Source organism: Amycolatopsis sp. NPDC052450, from assembly GCF_044547565.1.
Taxonomy (GTDB): Bacteria; Actinomycetota; Actinomycetes; order Mycobacteriales; family Pseudonocardiaceae; genus Amycolatopsis.
In genome coordinates this window covers 106,018-121,760 of sequence record NZ_JBIUAQ010000011.1, presented here as the reverse complement: position 1 = coordinate 121,760, position 15,743 = coordinate 106,018, and the positions used below count along the sequence as shown (strand labels likewise).

At 71.1% G+C, this 15,743-nt stretch carries 14 protein-coding genes; 2 read left to right on the top strand and 12 right to left on the bottom strand.

The annotated features are described in order from the left end of the window. Window positions 1–82: 82 nt before the first annotated feature. From ACIHAO_RS20245 to ACIHAO_RS20205, 9 genes are read right to left on the bottom strand one after another with little or no spacing between them, the layout of a single operon-like run. On the bottom strand, window positions 83–1,183 hold the full coding sequence (locus tag ACIHAO_RS20245) for a glycosyltransferase family 4 protein (protein ID WP_396559943.1): 1,101 nt from the start codon (window positions 1,181–1,183) through the stop codon (window positions 83–85). Then, on the bottom strand, window positions 1,180–2,289 hold the full coding sequence (locus ACIHAO_RS20240; protein WP_396559941.1) for a glycosyltransferase: 1,110 nt from the start codon (window positions 2,287–2,289) through the stop codon (window positions 1,180–1,182). The genes ACIHAO_RS20245 and ACIHAO_RS20240 overlap by 4 nt, the downstream gene beginning before the upstream one ends. After that, complete coding sequence (locus ACIHAO_RS20235) at window positions 2,286–3,704, bottom strand: oligosaccharide flippase family protein (protein ID WP_396559939.1); 1,419 nt, start codon at window positions 3,702–3,704, stop codon at window positions 2,286–2,288. The genes ACIHAO_RS20240 and ACIHAO_RS20235 overlap by 4 nt, the downstream gene beginning before the upstream one ends. Then, window positions 3,701–4,969: a glycosyltransferase 87 family protein gene (locus ACIHAO_RS20230; protein ID WP_396559937.1), complete on the bottom strand. Its 1,269-nt coding sequence runs from the start codon at window positions 4,967–4,969 to the stop codon at window positions 3,701–3,703. The genes ACIHAO_RS20235 and ACIHAO_RS20230 overlap by 4 nt, the downstream gene beginning before the upstream one ends. After that, a complete protein-coding gene (locus ACIHAO_RS20225) occupies window positions 4,966–5,841 on the bottom strand; it encodes a hypothetical protein (RefSeq protein ID WP_396559935.1) in 876 nt (291 codons plus the stop codon). The genes ACIHAO_RS20230 and ACIHAO_RS20225 overlap by 4 nt, the downstream gene beginning before the upstream one ends. Window positions 5,842–5,849: 8 nt before the next feature. Next, window positions 5,850–6,920: a glycosyltransferase gene (locus ACIHAO_RS20220; protein ID WP_396559933.1), complete on the bottom strand. Its 1,071-nt coding sequence runs from the start codon at window positions 6,918–6,920 to the stop codon at window positions 5,850–5,852. After that, entirely contained in the window at window positions 6,902–8,131 is a 1,230-nt protein-coding gene (locus ACIHAO_RS20215) for an O-antigen ligase family protein (RefSeq protein WP_396559931.1), read from the bottom strand. The genes ACIHAO_RS20220 and ACIHAO_RS20215 overlap by 19 nt, the downstream gene beginning before the upstream one ends. Continuing rightward, window positions 8,128–9,108: a polysaccharide deacetylase family protein gene (locus ACIHAO_RS20210; RefSeq protein ID WP_396559929.1), complete on the bottom strand. Its 981-nt coding sequence runs from the start codon at window positions 9,106–9,108 to the stop codon at window positions 8,128–8,130. Before ACIHAO_RS20210 ends, ACIHAO_RS20215 begins: the two co-directional genes overlap by 4 nt. Continuing rightward, on the bottom strand, window positions 9,105–9,947 hold the full coding sequence (locus tag ACIHAO_RS20205) for a hypothetical protein (protein WP_396559927.1): 843 nt from the start codon (window positions 9,945–9,947) through the stop codon (window positions 9,105–9,107). The genes ACIHAO_RS20210 and ACIHAO_RS20205 overlap by 4 nt, the downstream gene beginning before the upstream one ends. A 470-nt stretch (window positions 9,948–10,417) precedes the next feature. Here ACIHAO_RS20205 and ACIHAO_RS20200 point away from each other — a divergent pair, with 470 nt between their 5' ends. Both ACIHAO_RS20200 and ACIHAO_RS20195 read left to right on the top strand, forming a co-directional pair. Beyond that, complete coding sequence (locus ACIHAO_RS20200) at window positions 10,418–10,777, top strand: hypothetical protein (RefSeq protein ID WP_396559925.1); 360 nt, start codon at window positions 10,418–10,420, stop codon at window positions 10,775–10,777. A 257-nt stretch (window positions 10,778–11,034) separates the two neighbouring features. Further along, the gene (locus tag ACIHAO_RS20195; RefSeq protein ID WP_396559923.1) at window positions 11,035–11,241 is read left to right on the top strand and encodes a hypothetical protein; all 207 of its coding nucleotides are present in this window, start codon (window positions 11,035–11,037) and stop codon (window positions 11,239–11,241) included. 229 nt (window positions 11,242–11,470) lie between these two features. Here ACIHAO_RS20195 and ACIHAO_RS20190 read toward each other — a convergent pair whose 3' ends face one another. Genes ACIHAO_RS20190 through ACIHAO_RS20180 form a run of 3 tightly spaced genes read right to left on the bottom strand, consistent with a single transcriptional unit; the run spans window position 11,471 to window position 15,683 of the window. Next, window positions 11,471–13,603: a DUF3488 and transglutaminase-like domain-containing protein gene (locus ACIHAO_RS20190; protein ID WP_396559921.1), complete on the bottom strand. Its 2,133-nt coding sequence runs from the start codon at window positions 13,601–13,603 to the stop codon at window positions 11,471–11,473. Further along, a complete protein-coding gene (locus tag ACIHAO_RS20185; protein WP_396559919.1) occupies window positions 13,600–14,721 on the bottom strand; it encodes a DUF58 domain-containing protein in 1,122 nt (373 codons plus the stop codon). The genes ACIHAO_RS20190 and ACIHAO_RS20185 overlap by 4 nt, the downstream gene beginning before the upstream one ends. A 2-nt stretch (window positions 14,722–14,723) precedes the next feature. Continuing rightward, window positions 14,724–15,683 carry an AAA family ATPase gene (locus ACIHAO_RS20180; RefSeq protein ID WP_396559917.1) on the bottom strand — a complete coding sequence of 320 codons (960 nt, stop codon included), beginning with the start codon at window positions 15,681–15,683 and terminating at the stop codon, window positions 14,724–14,726. Between the last annotated feature and the right edge of the window lie 60 nt (window positions 15,684–15,743).

The window sequence follows — 15,743 nt, the reverse complement described above, 5'->3', positions numbered from 1 at the left end:
CACAGGGACTTTCGTGCGGGACCGTGTGGATTTGGGTCATCTGACGCCCCAAAATCCACACAGTGAGGGGCGCCGGGACCGGTCACCGGGCGGCGAGAAGCGACGCGTACAGGTCGAGGTGCCGCCGCGCGCAGACATCCGGTGCGTAACGCCGCTGGGCTCGCGCGGCGAGCTGGGCGCCGGTCCGGGCAGGGTCCGGGTCGGCGAACAGCGCACGCAGGCTTTCGGCGAGGGCGGGGACGTCGCCCGGCGGTGCCAGGGGAGCGGAGCCGAGCATGTCGGCCACTCCGCCGGTATCGGTGGCGACGACGGGTTTTCCCGCCGCCATGGCCTCGGCCACGACCAAGGGCTGCTGTTCCATGGTGGACGGCAGCACCAGCGCGTCCGCCTTCGCCAGCAGAGCGGGAACATCGGGCCGGAATCCGAGGAAGTCGACGCGTCCGCACAAGGGCGGCGTCCGCGCGGCTTGTTCGGCGTCGGCCCGTTGCGGGCCGTCACCCACCACGGTCAGGACGGCGCCGGGCGGGAAGACCCCCGGCATCGACAGTGCCGTGAGCAGATCCAGGATTCCCTTGCGTTCCACCAGAAGGCCCACGAAGATCAAGTGCCGGACCGGTCCGGTCGGAGGGCTCGGTTCGGCGGGCTCGACGCAGTTGTCGATTCGGCTCAGCCGGCTTGACGGTACGCGCAGCCGAGTGTGGAGGAACCGGCCCATCGCCCCGGCGGGCACGATGGTGTGGTCGAGGAGCCTGGCCACCGCCGCATCGCCGGCCAGGACGGCCCGGGTGTAGGCGGACGGCCCCGCGGCACCTTGCTCGGCACGGAACCACCTCTCGGTCACGTCGTCCGGCACGCCGTGATAGGTCTGGACCAGAAGCGGCCGTGCCGCGCGGGCGAAGCGCATCCCCGCGAGTACGAGCCCCGCACGGCGGTCCTGTGCGTGCACCACGTCCGGCCGCCAGGCCCGGATCGCCGCCCGCGCGCGACCGGCGGCTGCGAGGTTTTGCTTATCCGCCACCAGAAGCCGCTCGTGGTCGTCCGCGAGCAGGTCGGCGCCCCTGGCTGGGGCAGGCCCGAAAACACGGACGCCGACCCCTTCGCCGCGCAGGGTCGCGGCGAGCCGGACGGTGACGTCGACCGGACCACCCCGGTCCTGGGTCAGCAGATAGGCGACGCGTTTCACCGGATGCGCTCCTTCGTGACGAGTTTCTCGACGAGGACGGCGATCTGGTCGGTCATCCGCCTCCGGTCGAAGGAAAGTCCCACCCGCCGTCGACCGCGATCGCCTTCGAGCCGGGCCAGTTCCGGTCCGGCGAGCCGGGCGGCCACCGCGGCGGCGAGCGTGTCCAGGTCACCCGGCGGCACCACGGTGCCCGCGTCGGCGATGCTCTGACGCATCCCGCCGACGTCGAAGGCGACCACCGGCCGGCCGCACGCCATGGCCTCCAACGGGACGAGGGCCATTCCCTCGGCACGCGAGGGGAGTACCACGACGTCCGCGGCTGTGTAGAACGCCTCCGGGTCGTCGGTGTGCCCCGGCCACCGCACCGATCCGTGCGCCGCCATCGGATGACGGTCACGCCAGAGCGCGCCCATCGGTCCGTCGCCGGCGAGCACGAGTTGTGCGCCGGGCACGCGCCGCAACACCTCCGGCCAAGCCGACAGCAGCTGGTCCTGGCCTTTCAGTTCGGCCAGCCTGCCGAGGCAGACGGCGATCGGCGCCCGTTCGGGCAATCCCAGCTTTCGCCGTGCCGTGTTCCGGTCGCGAGGAGCGAACCTGGTCGTGTCGACACCGTTGCAGACGACTTCCGCGTCCGCGGTGACTTCGGCTTTCCGGCCGGCGGCGAGTTCGTCGTCGCTCACGCACACGACGAGATCGGTCCATCGGGAGGCGAGCCGTTCCCAGCCGGCCGACGCACGACGCAGCGGTCCGCGCGCGGTCTCGAAGGACCACAGGTGCGGCTGGAACACCGTCGGCCGTTTTCCGCGCAGGGCCAGCCGTCCGGCCAGCCCGGCCTTCGAGCTGTGCAGGTGCACGACGTCCGGCCGCAGTCCGGCGAGAACGCGGTGCAGTCTCAGTGTTTCCGCGAGCACCCGCGGGCCGGGAGAGCGGGTCGCGGCCCAGCCGCGCACCTCGATCCCGTGCAGCCGCGAGTGTTCGGCGAGCCAACCCGATGGCGGGCACACCACGGTCACCGACCAGCCCCGATCCCGTTGCGCCACCGCGAGTTCGAGGACGACCGCGGCCACGCCGGCGCTCACCGGCTGGGAGACGTGCACGATGTTCATGGCGCCCGCAGTTCGCCGCGGTGGAGGACCAGCGTCGCCACGGCGTAACCGGCGACGAGGACCAGACTCTCGCCGAGGGTCCCCGGCAGCGAGTCCGCGGGCCCGAACAAGCCCGCGTGGTCGAGCAGGACGGCGGGCAGGGCGCCGATCACGACGGCACCCAGCAGACGGATCACGATCCCGGCCAGACCGGGCACCGGCGGCGCGACGCCGAGCCCGGTGAGGACCCGCCAGGCGATCGGGAGCATGAGCGAGGCCGAGGCGAGCTGAACCGCCGCCACCGCGACGATCCCGAGGTCCGCCAGCAACGCCAGCCCGGCCACGAGCATCGCCAGATGGGTGCACTCCAGCGCCAGGTATCGCTTGGCGTGCCCGGTCGCCTTCACCGCCTGGTACCAAATCTGCAGTAGGCAGATACCCAGGCCGTATCCGGACAGCAGGATCAGGGGACCCGCCGCGTCCGCCCACCGCGCGCCCAGCAGCACGACACGGTCGGCGAGCACGGTGAGCGCGAGGTACAGGCCGCCGGCGATCACGAGCACGGCGCGGGTGAACCGGGTGACCATCTCCCGCAGCGCGCCTTCTTCCCCACGCAACCGCGTGAACACCGGAAAGGCCACCGCGCCCAGTACGACCGCCACCATGATGTAGGGCACCCAGGCCAGCCGGTAGGCCAGCGAGTAGACGCCGACCGCGTCCGGCCCGAGCAGATGGCCGGCCACCAGGTAGTCGAGGTTGACGAGCACCGCCGCCACGACGGCCGCGGGCCCCACGGCCGAGGCCCAGCGCAGGGCTTCCGCCGCCGCCGAGGGGTCCCAGCACGGCCGCACGCCACCGCCCACCAGCCCGCCGAGCAGTGGCTGGGCGACCGACGTGCACACCAGGCCGATCACGACGGACGCCGGTCCGGCACCGTCGAGGGCGAGCACGGCCGTCACGACGGCACCCAGGACCGCGCTCCCACCGTCGGGCACGAGCCGTCGCCGGAAGTCCAGTTTCCGGTGCAGCAAACCCATCTGGACCCCGCCCGCGGCCGAGAACGGGAGGCTGATCGCGGCCAGGCGGACCAAGCCGGCGACGTCCGGGGCGCCGAGCGCCGCCGTGACCGGACCCGCCGTAGCGACGAGCACGACACCCAGGGCCAGGCCGGCGCCCACACTCATCGTCAGCACGGTCCCCGCCATCCGGCGCGGATCGCGTTCGGTGCGGCTGATCACGTCGTAGACGCCGATCGACTGCACCACCTGGCCGAGGTTGACCATCGACACCGCCAACGCGACGATCCCGAGTTCCGCCTCGGTCAGCAGCGCCGCCAAGATCAGTGTGATCAGCATCTGGCTGCCCTTGCTGACCAGGTTGACCGCGCCGAGCCACAGCGAACCCCGGACCGCCCTTGTCCCGAGTCCGCCGGTCATCCGCCGCTCCCGGCCGCGACCGGCGAGGGGGATCGGGCCCCGGTCAGCCGGACCGCGGCCCAGACCAGCGCGCACCACGCGAAGACCACGGCGACCCCGTCGACCGTGACGGCCACCCGCGTGCCGAACAGGGAGACCACCGTCGAGTCCACTGTGTACAGATGGGCGAACGGTATCGCCACCGCGAGCACGGCGAGCCCGGCCGCGCCCCAGCCGGGTTCGGCTCGATGGCGCCACCAGAGCACGGCCACCGCGGCCATCGCGGGTACGGCGATCAGCACGTCACCGGGCTGGTGCACCACGCAGACCACCACGGCGAGACAAGTGAGCAGGTCGGCGACCGGGGAGGCCGACACCTGGTCGAGCCGCCGCACGAGCAGCACGCTCGTGCCGAGCACCCCCGCCAGGACGAGCGGTTCGATGCCGGACGGAACCCAGCCGGTGACCCGGAAAAACACGGCCGCGACGTCGATCCGTTGTGCGGTCAGGGAGTCGACCGCACCGTAAGCGGTACCTCGGGCGTGGGCGATGTTCGCGGCGACGACGTCGAGGAAGGCACCGACCCCGCCGCTCCGGAGAACGAGCAGCACCACGACCGGGAGACTCGCCGCCGCCGCGACGGCGGTCCCGGCCAGCGCCACCCGCCGCGATCCCCTGGCGAAGAGCAAGATCGCCAGCGGAAGACCGTACTGCGGCTTGAGCCAGGCGAGCGCGAGCGCCACCGCCGCCAAGGCCGGCCGGTCCCGCCGGGCGAGCAGCGCCCCCGCGACGCCGACGGCGATCAGCGGATTCACCTGTCCGACGTAGAGCTGTGCCTTCCCGACCTGGCTGGTCACCAGCAGCGCCGCGAGCACCGCGGTGGTGACCGCGAACGGGACGGGGACGAGCCGCCGGACCGCGACCGTGGCCAGCGCCGCGAGCGCCACCAGCAGCAGCAAGGAGAACACCGTGAAGGCCACCGCGCCCACCCGGTAGCCGGGCAGCGCGAACGGCAGGTGCGCGAAGAGGTGGTAGGGCTGGTAGAGGTTGAAGTCCTGGCGCACCGGCCAGTGCGCGAACATCGCGGCGGGATCGTAGGGATTGCCGCCCGCGAGGAACTCCCGGATCGGGAAGTACAGCGCGTCGCGGAAGTCCTGTAGCCGCTCCTCGGCCGGGTCGGCCTGTCCCGGCAGCGGCACCCGCCACGACGGCGTGAGCGCGTGCCACGCACTCAGCGTGCCGACGATCGTCGCGACCACCAGGACGGCGCGGTTTCTCGTGCTCACGCCAGCACCACCGCGATGAGCACGGCCTCGGCGGGCAGCACACCGGCCGCAGCGGTCAGCTCGTCCTGACTCCGCCGTCCGGCCACGGCCACGACCGAGGAGCCGCTTCGGTTTTGGTCCGCCGAAAGCGCGGCCGCCAGCTTCTCGGCCGTCTCGCTGTATTCGGGGGCGACCGGGACCACGCGCACCGGTCGCCCCGTCGCGAGGCCGAGAACGGCCAGCCGGTCGGTGATCGCCGGGTCGTCGCCGCGCAGCACCGCCACCGGCCGCTGGATTCCCGCCGCGAGCAGCGCCCGGCGCACGGACCTCGTCCCGCCACCGGGTTTCGACGGCATCGACCGGCGGATCGCCGCTGCGGCGAGCCCGGCGGCCACGGCCGCGACCAGGGCGAGCCCGGTCACCAGCGAGGTGTCCGGCGTGACCACGGCGACGTCGGCCTTGGTGTCCAACGGCCGCAGCCTCCCGACCGGGGCCAGCAGATTCGCGTCGACCAGGGCCTTACCCAGCGCTGACGCCGCCGCGTCGGCCTGTTCCGAAGACGCCGCCCGCACCGACAGGCGCGCCACCCCGGACGCCGGCACCAGTTCCACCGAAATCCGCTGACCGAGTTCTTCCGGTGAGTAACCGGAAACCGGTGCCGCGGCCTGAAGCACCGAAGGGCTGCGGGCGAGTTCGACCAAGGCGGGCAAGGTCAGGGAGACGACTTCGCCGTACTGCGCGACCGAGCCCTCTTGACGGCCGATGGGCTCGGCCAGCAGGCTCACGCGTCCTTGGTACTGCTCGTCGCGGGACAAGCCCACCGTCAGGACCAGCGAGCCGATCAGGAGCCCCACGGCGGCGCCGAGGGCCGCGGTACGCGGAATTCTCGTCAAGAGTTCTTTCACCGCTTGCCTTCCAGCGTCGTGCGGAGCAGTTCGTCGTAGGCCTTCATCACCGTGTGCGGGTCGTACTCCCGCTGGATGGTCCGCAGGCCTTCGGCGGCCAAGGAGTCCCGTGCGGACTCGTCGCCCAGCAACGCGCACAATGCCTTCGCCACGGCCAGCGGGTCGCCGGGCGGCACCAGCACCCCGGCGCCGCCGGACAGCACTTCGCCGACGCCGCCGACATCGGTCGCGACGACCGGCCGCCCGGCGGCCATCGATTCGAGTACGGCCAGCGGCAGGCCCTCCCAATCGCTGGTCAGCACCGTCACGTCGGCCGCCGCGAGAAGGTCGGGCACGTCTTCGCGAGTACCGAGGAACCGGATCCGGCCGCTCATGTCCTCGTGACGGGACTCGAGTTCGGCACGGAGGCTCCCGTCACCCGCCAACCACAGCACCGCGTCGCCGTCGAGCAGCGCCCACGCGTCCAGCAGCACGTCGTGGCGTTTCTGCGGCTCCAACCGGGCGAGGCAGAGCACGACCGGCGTCCCGGCCGCGACACCGAGTGACGCCCGCACCGCCGCCCGGCCGAAGACCGGCCGCCGCGCGAACACGGCGTTGCGGATCACGGCCGGGCGGCTCAAGCCCGCTTCGGCCAGCCGGTCGGCCGTGGCGGGGGAAACGGCGACCACGCGGTCGGACGTGCGCCGGAGGATGCGCGCGGCCATCGCCAGCTCGTCGTCGGCGACGCCGTGGAAGACGCTCACCACCGGCCGCCGCCGCCCGGGACCGAGCGCGAGCCGGGTGACCAGGCTCGCGCCGACGTTGTGGGCCACCAAGATCTCCGGCCGGAACCGGGCGATCGCCCGGCGGACCGACCACGCCGCCCGCAGCACACCCGTTCCGCTGCGAAGGGCGAGCGGGACCGCGAAGTTCTCCACCCCGGCCGCGGCCAGCGCGTCGGCGCGGAAACCACCGCCACTGGCGACCGCGGACACCCAGCCGTACTCCTCGCCGCGGACAGCCATGCCTGCCACGAGGGTCTCGGCGCCGCCGGCGCCCATCTCACTGATCACGTGCAGGACACGCATCGAAACCCGCCTTTCTCTCCGCGAATCCGGGCTCCGGCCGCCACGGCGAACGCGGTCAGCGACCACAACGGGAGGTAGTACTGCTCGGAGAGGAACGTCGAGGTGACCAGTACGGCCAGCAGCGACGCCTGGATCACGATCGCCTCGGTCCTGGCGGCGGGGTCGCCCAGCCGGACGGCCCGTTCGCTCGCTGTCGCCGCGAGCACGATCATCGCGACGAACAGGGCGAATCCCGGCAGGCCCAGTTCCGCGGCCACCTCGAGATACATGTTGTGCGCCACCGGGGTCTGCTCGTCGAGCTCGGCGTTGCGGGATTCGGCGGCGTACTCTTCGCGAAATCCGCCAGGACCGACGCCCAGCACCGGATGTTCGGCCACCATGCGGGCCGCCGCCTGCCAGCGCAGCTCCCTGGTGTCCACATTGGAGGCCGCGATGTAGGTCTTCTCCTGGAACGCCCGCTCGATCCGCGGCCCGGCGAGCGACACCGCCGCCACGCAGAGCACACCGGCCGCGGCGGCCGAGGCGGCGAGTACCCGCCAGGACAGGACTCGGCGCAGGGTCAGCCAGCCGATCGCCGCCGCCAGCCCCAAGGCGCCACCGCGGGAGAAAGTCGCCGTGGCGCCGGCCACCAGCGCGGTGCAAGCGAGGGCCACGGCGAGCGACCGCCGAGGAGACCCCTGACGTGCGACGAAAAGCAGTGGAATCGCGGCGACCAGGAAATAGGCCAGATCGTTCGGATCCTCCAGCGGGCCACCGGCGCGTGCTTGCCCGTCGACGACGAGGCTGTACAGCCCACCGACCGCGGCCGCGGTGGCTCCTGTCGCCATGGCCAGCAGCGCCCCGCGGATCGGTACTTCACGACCGGCGACATCCGCCAGCACCGCCGTGAGCACGAGAAACGGCAGCCAGCGCAAGGTGTACTCCGCGGTGAAGGCGCCCGGTGAATGGGCCGCCGCGGTGATCGCCACCATCGCCGCGAGCAGCGCCAGTACCACGTGCAGCGGTGTCGCCCGGGGCGACCGTCGCTGCTGGACCCGGCTCACCAGCCACGTGGTGACCAGGAGCGCGGGCACGACCTTGCCGAGATGCGGGTGCACGGCCGCCAGATAGCCCTCGATCGGCGCCAAGGCGACCGTGGCGTACGCGAGAACGCGCAGCATCACCGCCCGTGCGTCGTTCCCGACGGGGGTGACGACCGTGAAGGCGGTCATCTCCCGGCGTCCAGGCAGGTCACCGCGCGCTCCCGCCGCGGGTCGGTCCGGTGTACGTATTCACCGGTACCGACGACGTCGAAATGCTCGCGCAGGGCGCGCAGCACCCACCCAAGCCAAGCCACCTTGCGGCCACTGGGCGTGGCCATCCCGGGGAAGAACTCCATACCGGGTGCTTCCGCGCCGCCGAGGACGTCGGTGGGATGCAGAAGCAGGGACGGCGCGACCTTCCTCGCGAGACAGAGCCGTAGTGCCGTCTTGAAATAGCCCCTGGCCAACCGGGGCGAGATCTCGTGCAGTCGCAGGAGGTACGAGCCATGGATCGGCGTGCGCACCAACGGCATCGTCGTCACCGGAAGTTCCACGAGGCCGGTGCCGGTGGCCGTTCGCCAGCGATACGCGTGCACCGGCGCCAGCACCCGCGAAAAGCCCCCGAACAGTTCGTCGCGTCCGTCGCCGTCGTCACCTCCGTCGTGCGGGGGCGCCGTGCGATTGTGATAGGCCCTGGCGAACGGGCCGATCCAGGTCGGGAGTGTGCTGGCGTCGTAGGCGTATCCGCGGCCGGCCAGTACTTCGACGAGGTCGCGGCTGAGGCTGAAACCCGGCCCGCGGAAACCGAGGGGCAGCGGGGCACCGGCCTCGACGATCGCGTCATCGGTACGCCGCAGTTCGTCTTCGAGACGCGCACGGGGATAGCGGTGAAGCCAAGGCTCGTGGCCGAACGAATGATTGCCGACTTCGTGACCGGCCGCGGTGATCTCGCTGACCGCCTTGGCGCCGTCTTCGCGGACGACGTCGGCACCGACCACGAACACCGTCGTCGTCAGCCGTTGCTCGCCGAGGACTTCGAGCAGCCGCGGCACGGCCGAAGGCAGAAAACTGGGATATCGGCGCCACTCGGGGTCGCCGTGGGTCTTGCGGTAGGCCCACAGATTGTCGAGGTCGATCGACACGCTCGCCAGTGGCCGCGCGGTCATGCCGTCTTCTCCGTGACAACGGTCGCGGCCGCCGTGGTGCGGGCCTGCGAGCCGAGCACCAGCACGCAGACGACGACCGCGGTGAGGCCCGAGACCACCCAGATCCCGGTCCCTTCGGCGACTTGATCACCGAGCACCGTGATGCCGGTGATGGAGGACAGCACGATCGTCGTGGCGTCGGCCGTCGCCACGACCGCCGTGGCGAGGCCGCGCTGAAGAGCGACCGCCATCGAAGCCTGCCCGAGTACGGCGGCGGCCAGCATCAGCCCGGTCAGCGGATTCGACGGCAGCGAGGTGACTTCCTCATGGGCCAGCACCCGGCTGGTGATCGCCACCACGGCGAACGAAACCCCGGAAAGCACGGCGGGCAGGAGAAAGGTGTCCGTCCGGCCCAGCCGGGTCATGACCACGCCGATCGCGACCAGCGTGGCCGTCAGGAGCAGAACAGTGGCCGGCGAGAAATCTTGGGCGACGGAGGGTTTCGACGAGCCGGCGAGGACGATCAGTCCGCACGCCATCAGCGCCAGCATCAGCGCCTCACCGATCCGCACCCGCCACTTCAAGACGACGACACCGAAAAGGGTCGCGAGTCCGATCGCCGACGCCGAAGCGGTTTGGACCAAGTACAGCGGCAGTGATTCGCGTGCGAAGAACGCGAACGCGAAACCGCCTGCCTGTCCGGCGAAACCCACCAGATAGAGCCGGTCGGTGGCCAGCCGGGCGAGCAGTCCCAGACCTGTTCCGCGCTCCCGCACGGCTCGCCGGGCGGCGACGCTCTGGGCGACGATCCCTATCGCGTACAGCGCGGCCGAAACGACGAGTATCCCGTAAGCGACCACCAACGGCTCCTTCTCGCCACGTCACGAACCGGGCCGGCATTCGGCCACTTCGCTGAGATGGCAGGAAGCGTAGAGATACGGCGGAGTCGCCACGTTCGAAGGACCTGTGTGGAGCTTTCGTCACCCAAAGAAAAGATTCGTGTCAGCGTTTGTGGTTCGGAAGGGGAGGATGACGATACTCGAAACGACTCCTCAGGCACTGTATGTAACAGATCTTCGCTCGCGTACCTCGAAAAAGCTTGCGCAGCAGGGGGATCAGGCTCATGAGGCCGGCGTCGGCAGAATTCGTGAACGAGGCACAGCCCGGCTCGCGCCCCCCTTTCGAGGTACAAGAACCTCGGTCAGACGTGGTTTCGAACCACACGATGATGGCATCGGATGGAGATCCGTTCACCGGGTCGGTAGCTTTTGCGCTGCGGCAGGGCGGTGCCTTTCACGCACGTCGCCCCATTCCTATTCGAGGAGAGTTCATGCTGAAGAAGATCGGTTTCGTCACCGCCGCGATGGCGGCCGGAGCCTTCCTGACCGGCGGAATCGCGTCCGCCGGAACGCCGGCCGACGAAGGCCACGATCACCACGGCCACGACATCAGCGAGCAGGTCGGCTTGGCCAACCTGAACAACATCGACGTGCTGCACAACGTCAACGCCGTGGTGGGCGCCTGCGACAACAACGTGAACGTGCTCGGCGTGCAGGTGCCGATCCGTGACTCGCTCAACGGCATCGGGGTGCCGATCCTCTCGCCGGGTGCCCACGAAGCCAGCGGTGAGTCCCCCTACAACTGTGCCGCGGGCGGCGTGCTCGACGGCGGGACGAGCCAGCACAACTGAGTGCCGGTTCCCGTTGGTGTGCGGGAACAGGACTCGGGTGGACTCTTGACGATTCGCGTTCGTTCGATGTGCCCGGTGCCCGCCGCTCGACGGCGGCGTACCGGGCACATCGGCGTTTGTGGCGGAAGATCGCCGAACCCGCGCGGCCGGTCCGCTCGGCTCACGTCGTGGTCGATACCGCGGGACAGGGGAATTCCCGCGTGAGACGGGGCGGTGCGTGGTCTTTGGGTAGCTCCGAAGCCTTGCGAGGACTCGCTGTGACCTATGGCGTCCTCGCGTTGGTGCATCTCTATCTGGCCGTCGAAACAAGGGCGACCTGGTCGGCCGTCCTCGCGGTCGCCTATCTCTGCGTGGCCGCCGGTTGTGTGAAATCGGCCGGTGATCTACGCGCCGCCGACAACTTCCTGGCGCAGGGCGGCCAACCTCGGCACTACCCGCAAGACCGAACGAGCCCGTTCTCGTGAGAGGGGCGGGCCCGGCCGGATGCACCGCCGCGCGGCATCTCGCCGAGGCTGGGCTCGAGGTGGTGCTGGTCACGGCACTACGTGAGTCGGCCGCTGCGGGAGCAGAAGTGACGCCTGACGCGCCTGATGACGTCACCCCGGGAGTAGCGCTCGATGCGAGCGGCGCGCGGGCTTTCCCCTGTAGCCGCCTCACCGATGGCCGTTCGCTATTCGGCGGACCGCCCCGCGTTCATGAGCGGGTGGGAAGCAACGTGCGGGGGTTCACGGCGGCATGCAGCCGCGCGCGCAGGCCGCGCCGGGCAAGCCCGCGCCGGACTTCCCGCACCGCTGCCCACGCCTGCGGGCCGGAGTGTGGACCGGTGCCCACGCCCGACCACAGTGCGACGTCCACCGTGGAGGCCAACAGGAGTAGACCGTCTACTGTGGACTGGTCGCCGATGCCGTGCGCGGCCGCCGCCAGGTCGCGGACCGTCATGCCGGCGGTACACGGGACGCGGTGTTCGCGCAGCCGGTCTTTGACCTCCCGGCAGGCACCGAGCACCGCGCCGATGCCAGGCTGACGTCTCCGTCGCCACGCTCGGGCGCCCTTGACCAGCGGGACCCCGGCGAACCATGCCACCAGCAGCGCCGCGAGCGCGATCAGAACCAGGCCCGACGGGAACGTCCAGCCGCCGTCTCCGGTGCCGCCGTCGCCGGGCCCGGTATCGCCCCCGGGCAGCGGCCGGTCCTGGACCTGCCCGGCCGGTGGGAGCTGCGTGCGAGCCTCCGCTGTCACCGCCGCGAGGCTGTTCGCACCGCCGGTTCCGGTGCGCGCCGCGCCCATCGGATCCAGCGCCACCCAGCCGACGCCGGAGACCGCGACCTCGGGCCAGGCCACGACATCGCCGTTGCGGACGGTGTAGCCGCCGTCGGCATCCGCTTTGTCCGGCGTCCGGAAGCCGACGACCAACCGGGACGGGATGGCGAGCGTCCGCGCGAGGGCGACATACGCGCTCGCGAACTGCTCACTCGTGCCGAGCTTGGACTCGAAGAGGAACTTCCGCAGCTGTGGCCAGCTGTGCCCGGACGGCAGGTCGGTTCCGGTGGCCAGCTGGTAGCGCTCGCGCAGGAAACGCTCCAGCGCGAGCGCGGTTCGGAAGCTGGGGCGCAGCCCGCCGACGGCTTCACGAGCCAGCTGGCCGACCTCCGGTGGGACGTCTCCGATACCGGCGAGACCGCCGGGCGCGGAAGAGTCGAGCGCCGCGTCGAGCAGATCGGCAGAGTGGATCTCCGGCGACCACCAGCTCAGGGCGTACTGCTGTGGGCCGTCACCGGGGCGCGGCAGCCAGAGGGTGCCCTGCGCTTCATCGACCAGCGGCGCGATCCCGCCCACCGCGGCGGGCCAGGTCTGGCTGGGCAGCCACGGTCCGGTCAGGCCGCTCGTGGTGACCGTCGCCGAGCGCCGGTGCGTGGGCACGGCCACCGCCGGACCGGGCGCGAGTTCGGTGCCGAGCCGCCGATAGCGGCTGCCGGGGGTCCAGTTGACGCCGTCGAAGTCTTCGAGCACGACCAGCGGCCAGCGGTCGGTGCCGGCGTCGCCGCGGAAGGAGAACACCGGCGTGCCCGGATGTTCCAGCCGATAGGCCAGGTCGTCGAGCGGACTCGCGACCCGCGCGTCGAGCTCGGCGAGCTGGTCCTGCTTGAGCGAATACGCCGGACCGGGCGCGGGTACGAGCAGGTTCGCGACGAGCGCGCCGCCGACGCCGAGCACGACCGCGGGCGCGGCCAGCGCCAAAGCGGGGACCTTGCTTCGGTGCCCTTCGGCGTCCGCCTGCGGCATCAGGACGAACACCCCGCCGGCGACGGCCGCGTACCCGAGCCCGCAGAACAGGGCAGGGAATCCGGACATCGCCTGGAAAAGCTGGCTCACGACCACGACTCCGAAGCTCGGGAGAAGGGCCAGGATCGGCCGCCGCAGCTTCAGCAGCTCCACCCCGAGCACCCCGGCCAGCAGCACCAGCAGGGGGACGAACAGCACTGTGGACGGCTCCGGCCGGGCAGGCCACGTCGACTGCAGCGCGAGCCGCCAGGATTCGGTGACGCCGTCAGCGAGCGCGGAAAACGTCGCCCCGGTGGGAAAACCGGAAGCTGTCGTCGAGTAGAGCACGGTCTCCACGACACCGGCCAGCCCGGCGATCAGCAGCAGCAATGCCCGCCACGGCACCAGGGATTCCCAGCGCGCGCACAGCTCGGTGACGCCGAAGGCCAGTATCAACGGAACGCCGATGGGGATGAGCAGCGCCGTCACGCCGAACACCGGGGCGAAGAACAGTCCCGCGACCATGGCGGCCAGCAGGATCAGCGCGACGGTGAGCCGGTTCATCCAGCCACCTCGTTCCACTTGCGGACCGCGTGCGCGGCGTCGTCGGCGTTGAGCACGCGGACGCCCGGAACGGCGATCGGTTCGGTCGCGGCGAGATCGACGAGGAACAGCGAGGAATAGCGAGGCCGCAGGGCGGTCAGTCCGTCCAGCCTGCCGGTGGTGACGGCCATCAGGCAGCCGCCCTGGTCGCGCGCGGCGGCCAGTTCGCGCGTCACGAGCGTCTCCCCGGTGTCCTGGGCGATCTGGCACAGCTCGTCGAGCAGAAGCCGCGAACCGAGCGGGCCGCCGGCGGTGGTGAGGTCGAGACCGCCGGAAGCGACGAGCCGGGTGTGGTGCCCGGCCATCGCGGACGCGTGCAACAGTGACGCGGCGACGTCGACGGCTTCCTCGAAAACTTCGGGCGTGAAGGACGAGCGGCGGGTGTCGAGCAGGAGCGTGAACCGCGGCTGCTGCGGATCGGCGTAGTCACGGACCATCATCCGGCCGGTGCGCGCGGTGGCCTTCCAGTGCAGGTGCCGGACTTCGTCGCCCGGCTGGTATTCACGGACGTCGCGTATGTCGAGCGAGCCCCGCAGCGAGTCGGTCGTGCTGCCGTCGTGGTGATGGCGCGGATACCCGCCGGTCAGCGCACGCGCGGGATGCCGACGCGGATGCACCCAGAGCTCCGCGGTCTCCCCGGCGGAAAGCCGGTTCCTGGCAAGGCCGAACGGGTCGACGCGGTGCAGCGCCAGTGGCCCGACCGGGAGCCTGCCTCGGTGCCCGGTCGGCAGTTCGTAGCGATAGGTGGCCTCGGCGTCCTGGGCGAGCGACCGGACCCGGACGGTCTGGACGGCGACGCCCGCCTTGTCCCTGGCGTCGAACCCGCGCTGACGACGCCCGGCGAGATTGCGGATCGTCAGCTTCGCCAGCGCCGGACGTCCGCGTTCGACACGTTCCGGATAGATCTCGCGGGTGACGTCGACGCGCAGGCCGCGTGCCGTGACGACGACCGCGGCGGCCACCGCGGCGAGCCCGACCGCGCCCAGCACGCGGAACAACGGGTAGCCCGCCCACTCGGCGATCGCGAGCAGCAGTACCGACACCACGAGCAGGAGCACGCCGCGGGCGGTCAGCCGCATGGTCAGCGGCCCGCGTGGTTCATCGCCGGCGCCGGGACGGACGCGAGCACTTCGGCCACGATGTCCGCGGGGCCGCGCTGGTTGAGCTCGGCCTCCGCGGTGAGCACGAGCCGGTGCGCGAGGACCGGGACGGCGACTTCCTTGATGTCGTCGGGGGTGACGAACTGGCGGCTTCCGGTCGAGGCGATCGCCTGCGCGGCCCGGACGAGCGCGATGCTGCCGCGCGGGCTCGCGCCGAACCGCACGGCGGGATGCACTCGGGTGGCCGCGGCGATACGGGCGGCGTACTCGCAGACAGCCTGATCGAGATGACCGGCGCGGACCTCGGCGATGGCGGCCAGCAGCATCGGGATGTCGACCACGGCGGGCAGGTCGTCGGCCGAGACACCGGCGCAGTCGCCCATGATCACCATGACCTCGGACTGCAGATCCGGGTAGCCGACCGAAATCCGCATCAGGAACCGGTCGAGCTGGGCTTCGGGCAGCCGGTAGGTGCCCTCCATCTCGATCGGGTTCTGGGTGGCGATGACGAGGAACGGCCGTGGCACCTCGTGCCCGACGGCGTCGACCGTGACCCGTCGCTCGGCCATCACCTCGAGCAGCGCGGACTGCGTTTTCGGGGTACCACGGTTGATTTCGTCGGCGACCACGATATTGGAGAAGACCCCGCCGGGGTGGAACGCGAACCGCTCGTCCTTCTGGTGATAGACGGTGACGCCGGTGATGTCGCCGGGAAGCAGGTCCGGGGTGAACTGGATCCGGCTCCAGCTTCCGCCGATACTGCGGGCGAGACAGCGGGCCAAGGTGGTCTTGCCGAGGCCGGGGACGTCCTCGATGAGCAGGTGCCCCTCGGCGAAGAGCGCGGCCACGGCGAGCCGGACGATCTCCGGCTTGCCGCGGATCACGCCCTGGATGTTCGCCGCGATCAGTTCGAAGGCCTCCCCAGCCCTGGACTTGCTCACCTTGCCCCCTGCGAAGTCGATCCCGCTGGACCGTTCGGCCCATCATGCCACCGGCTCAGC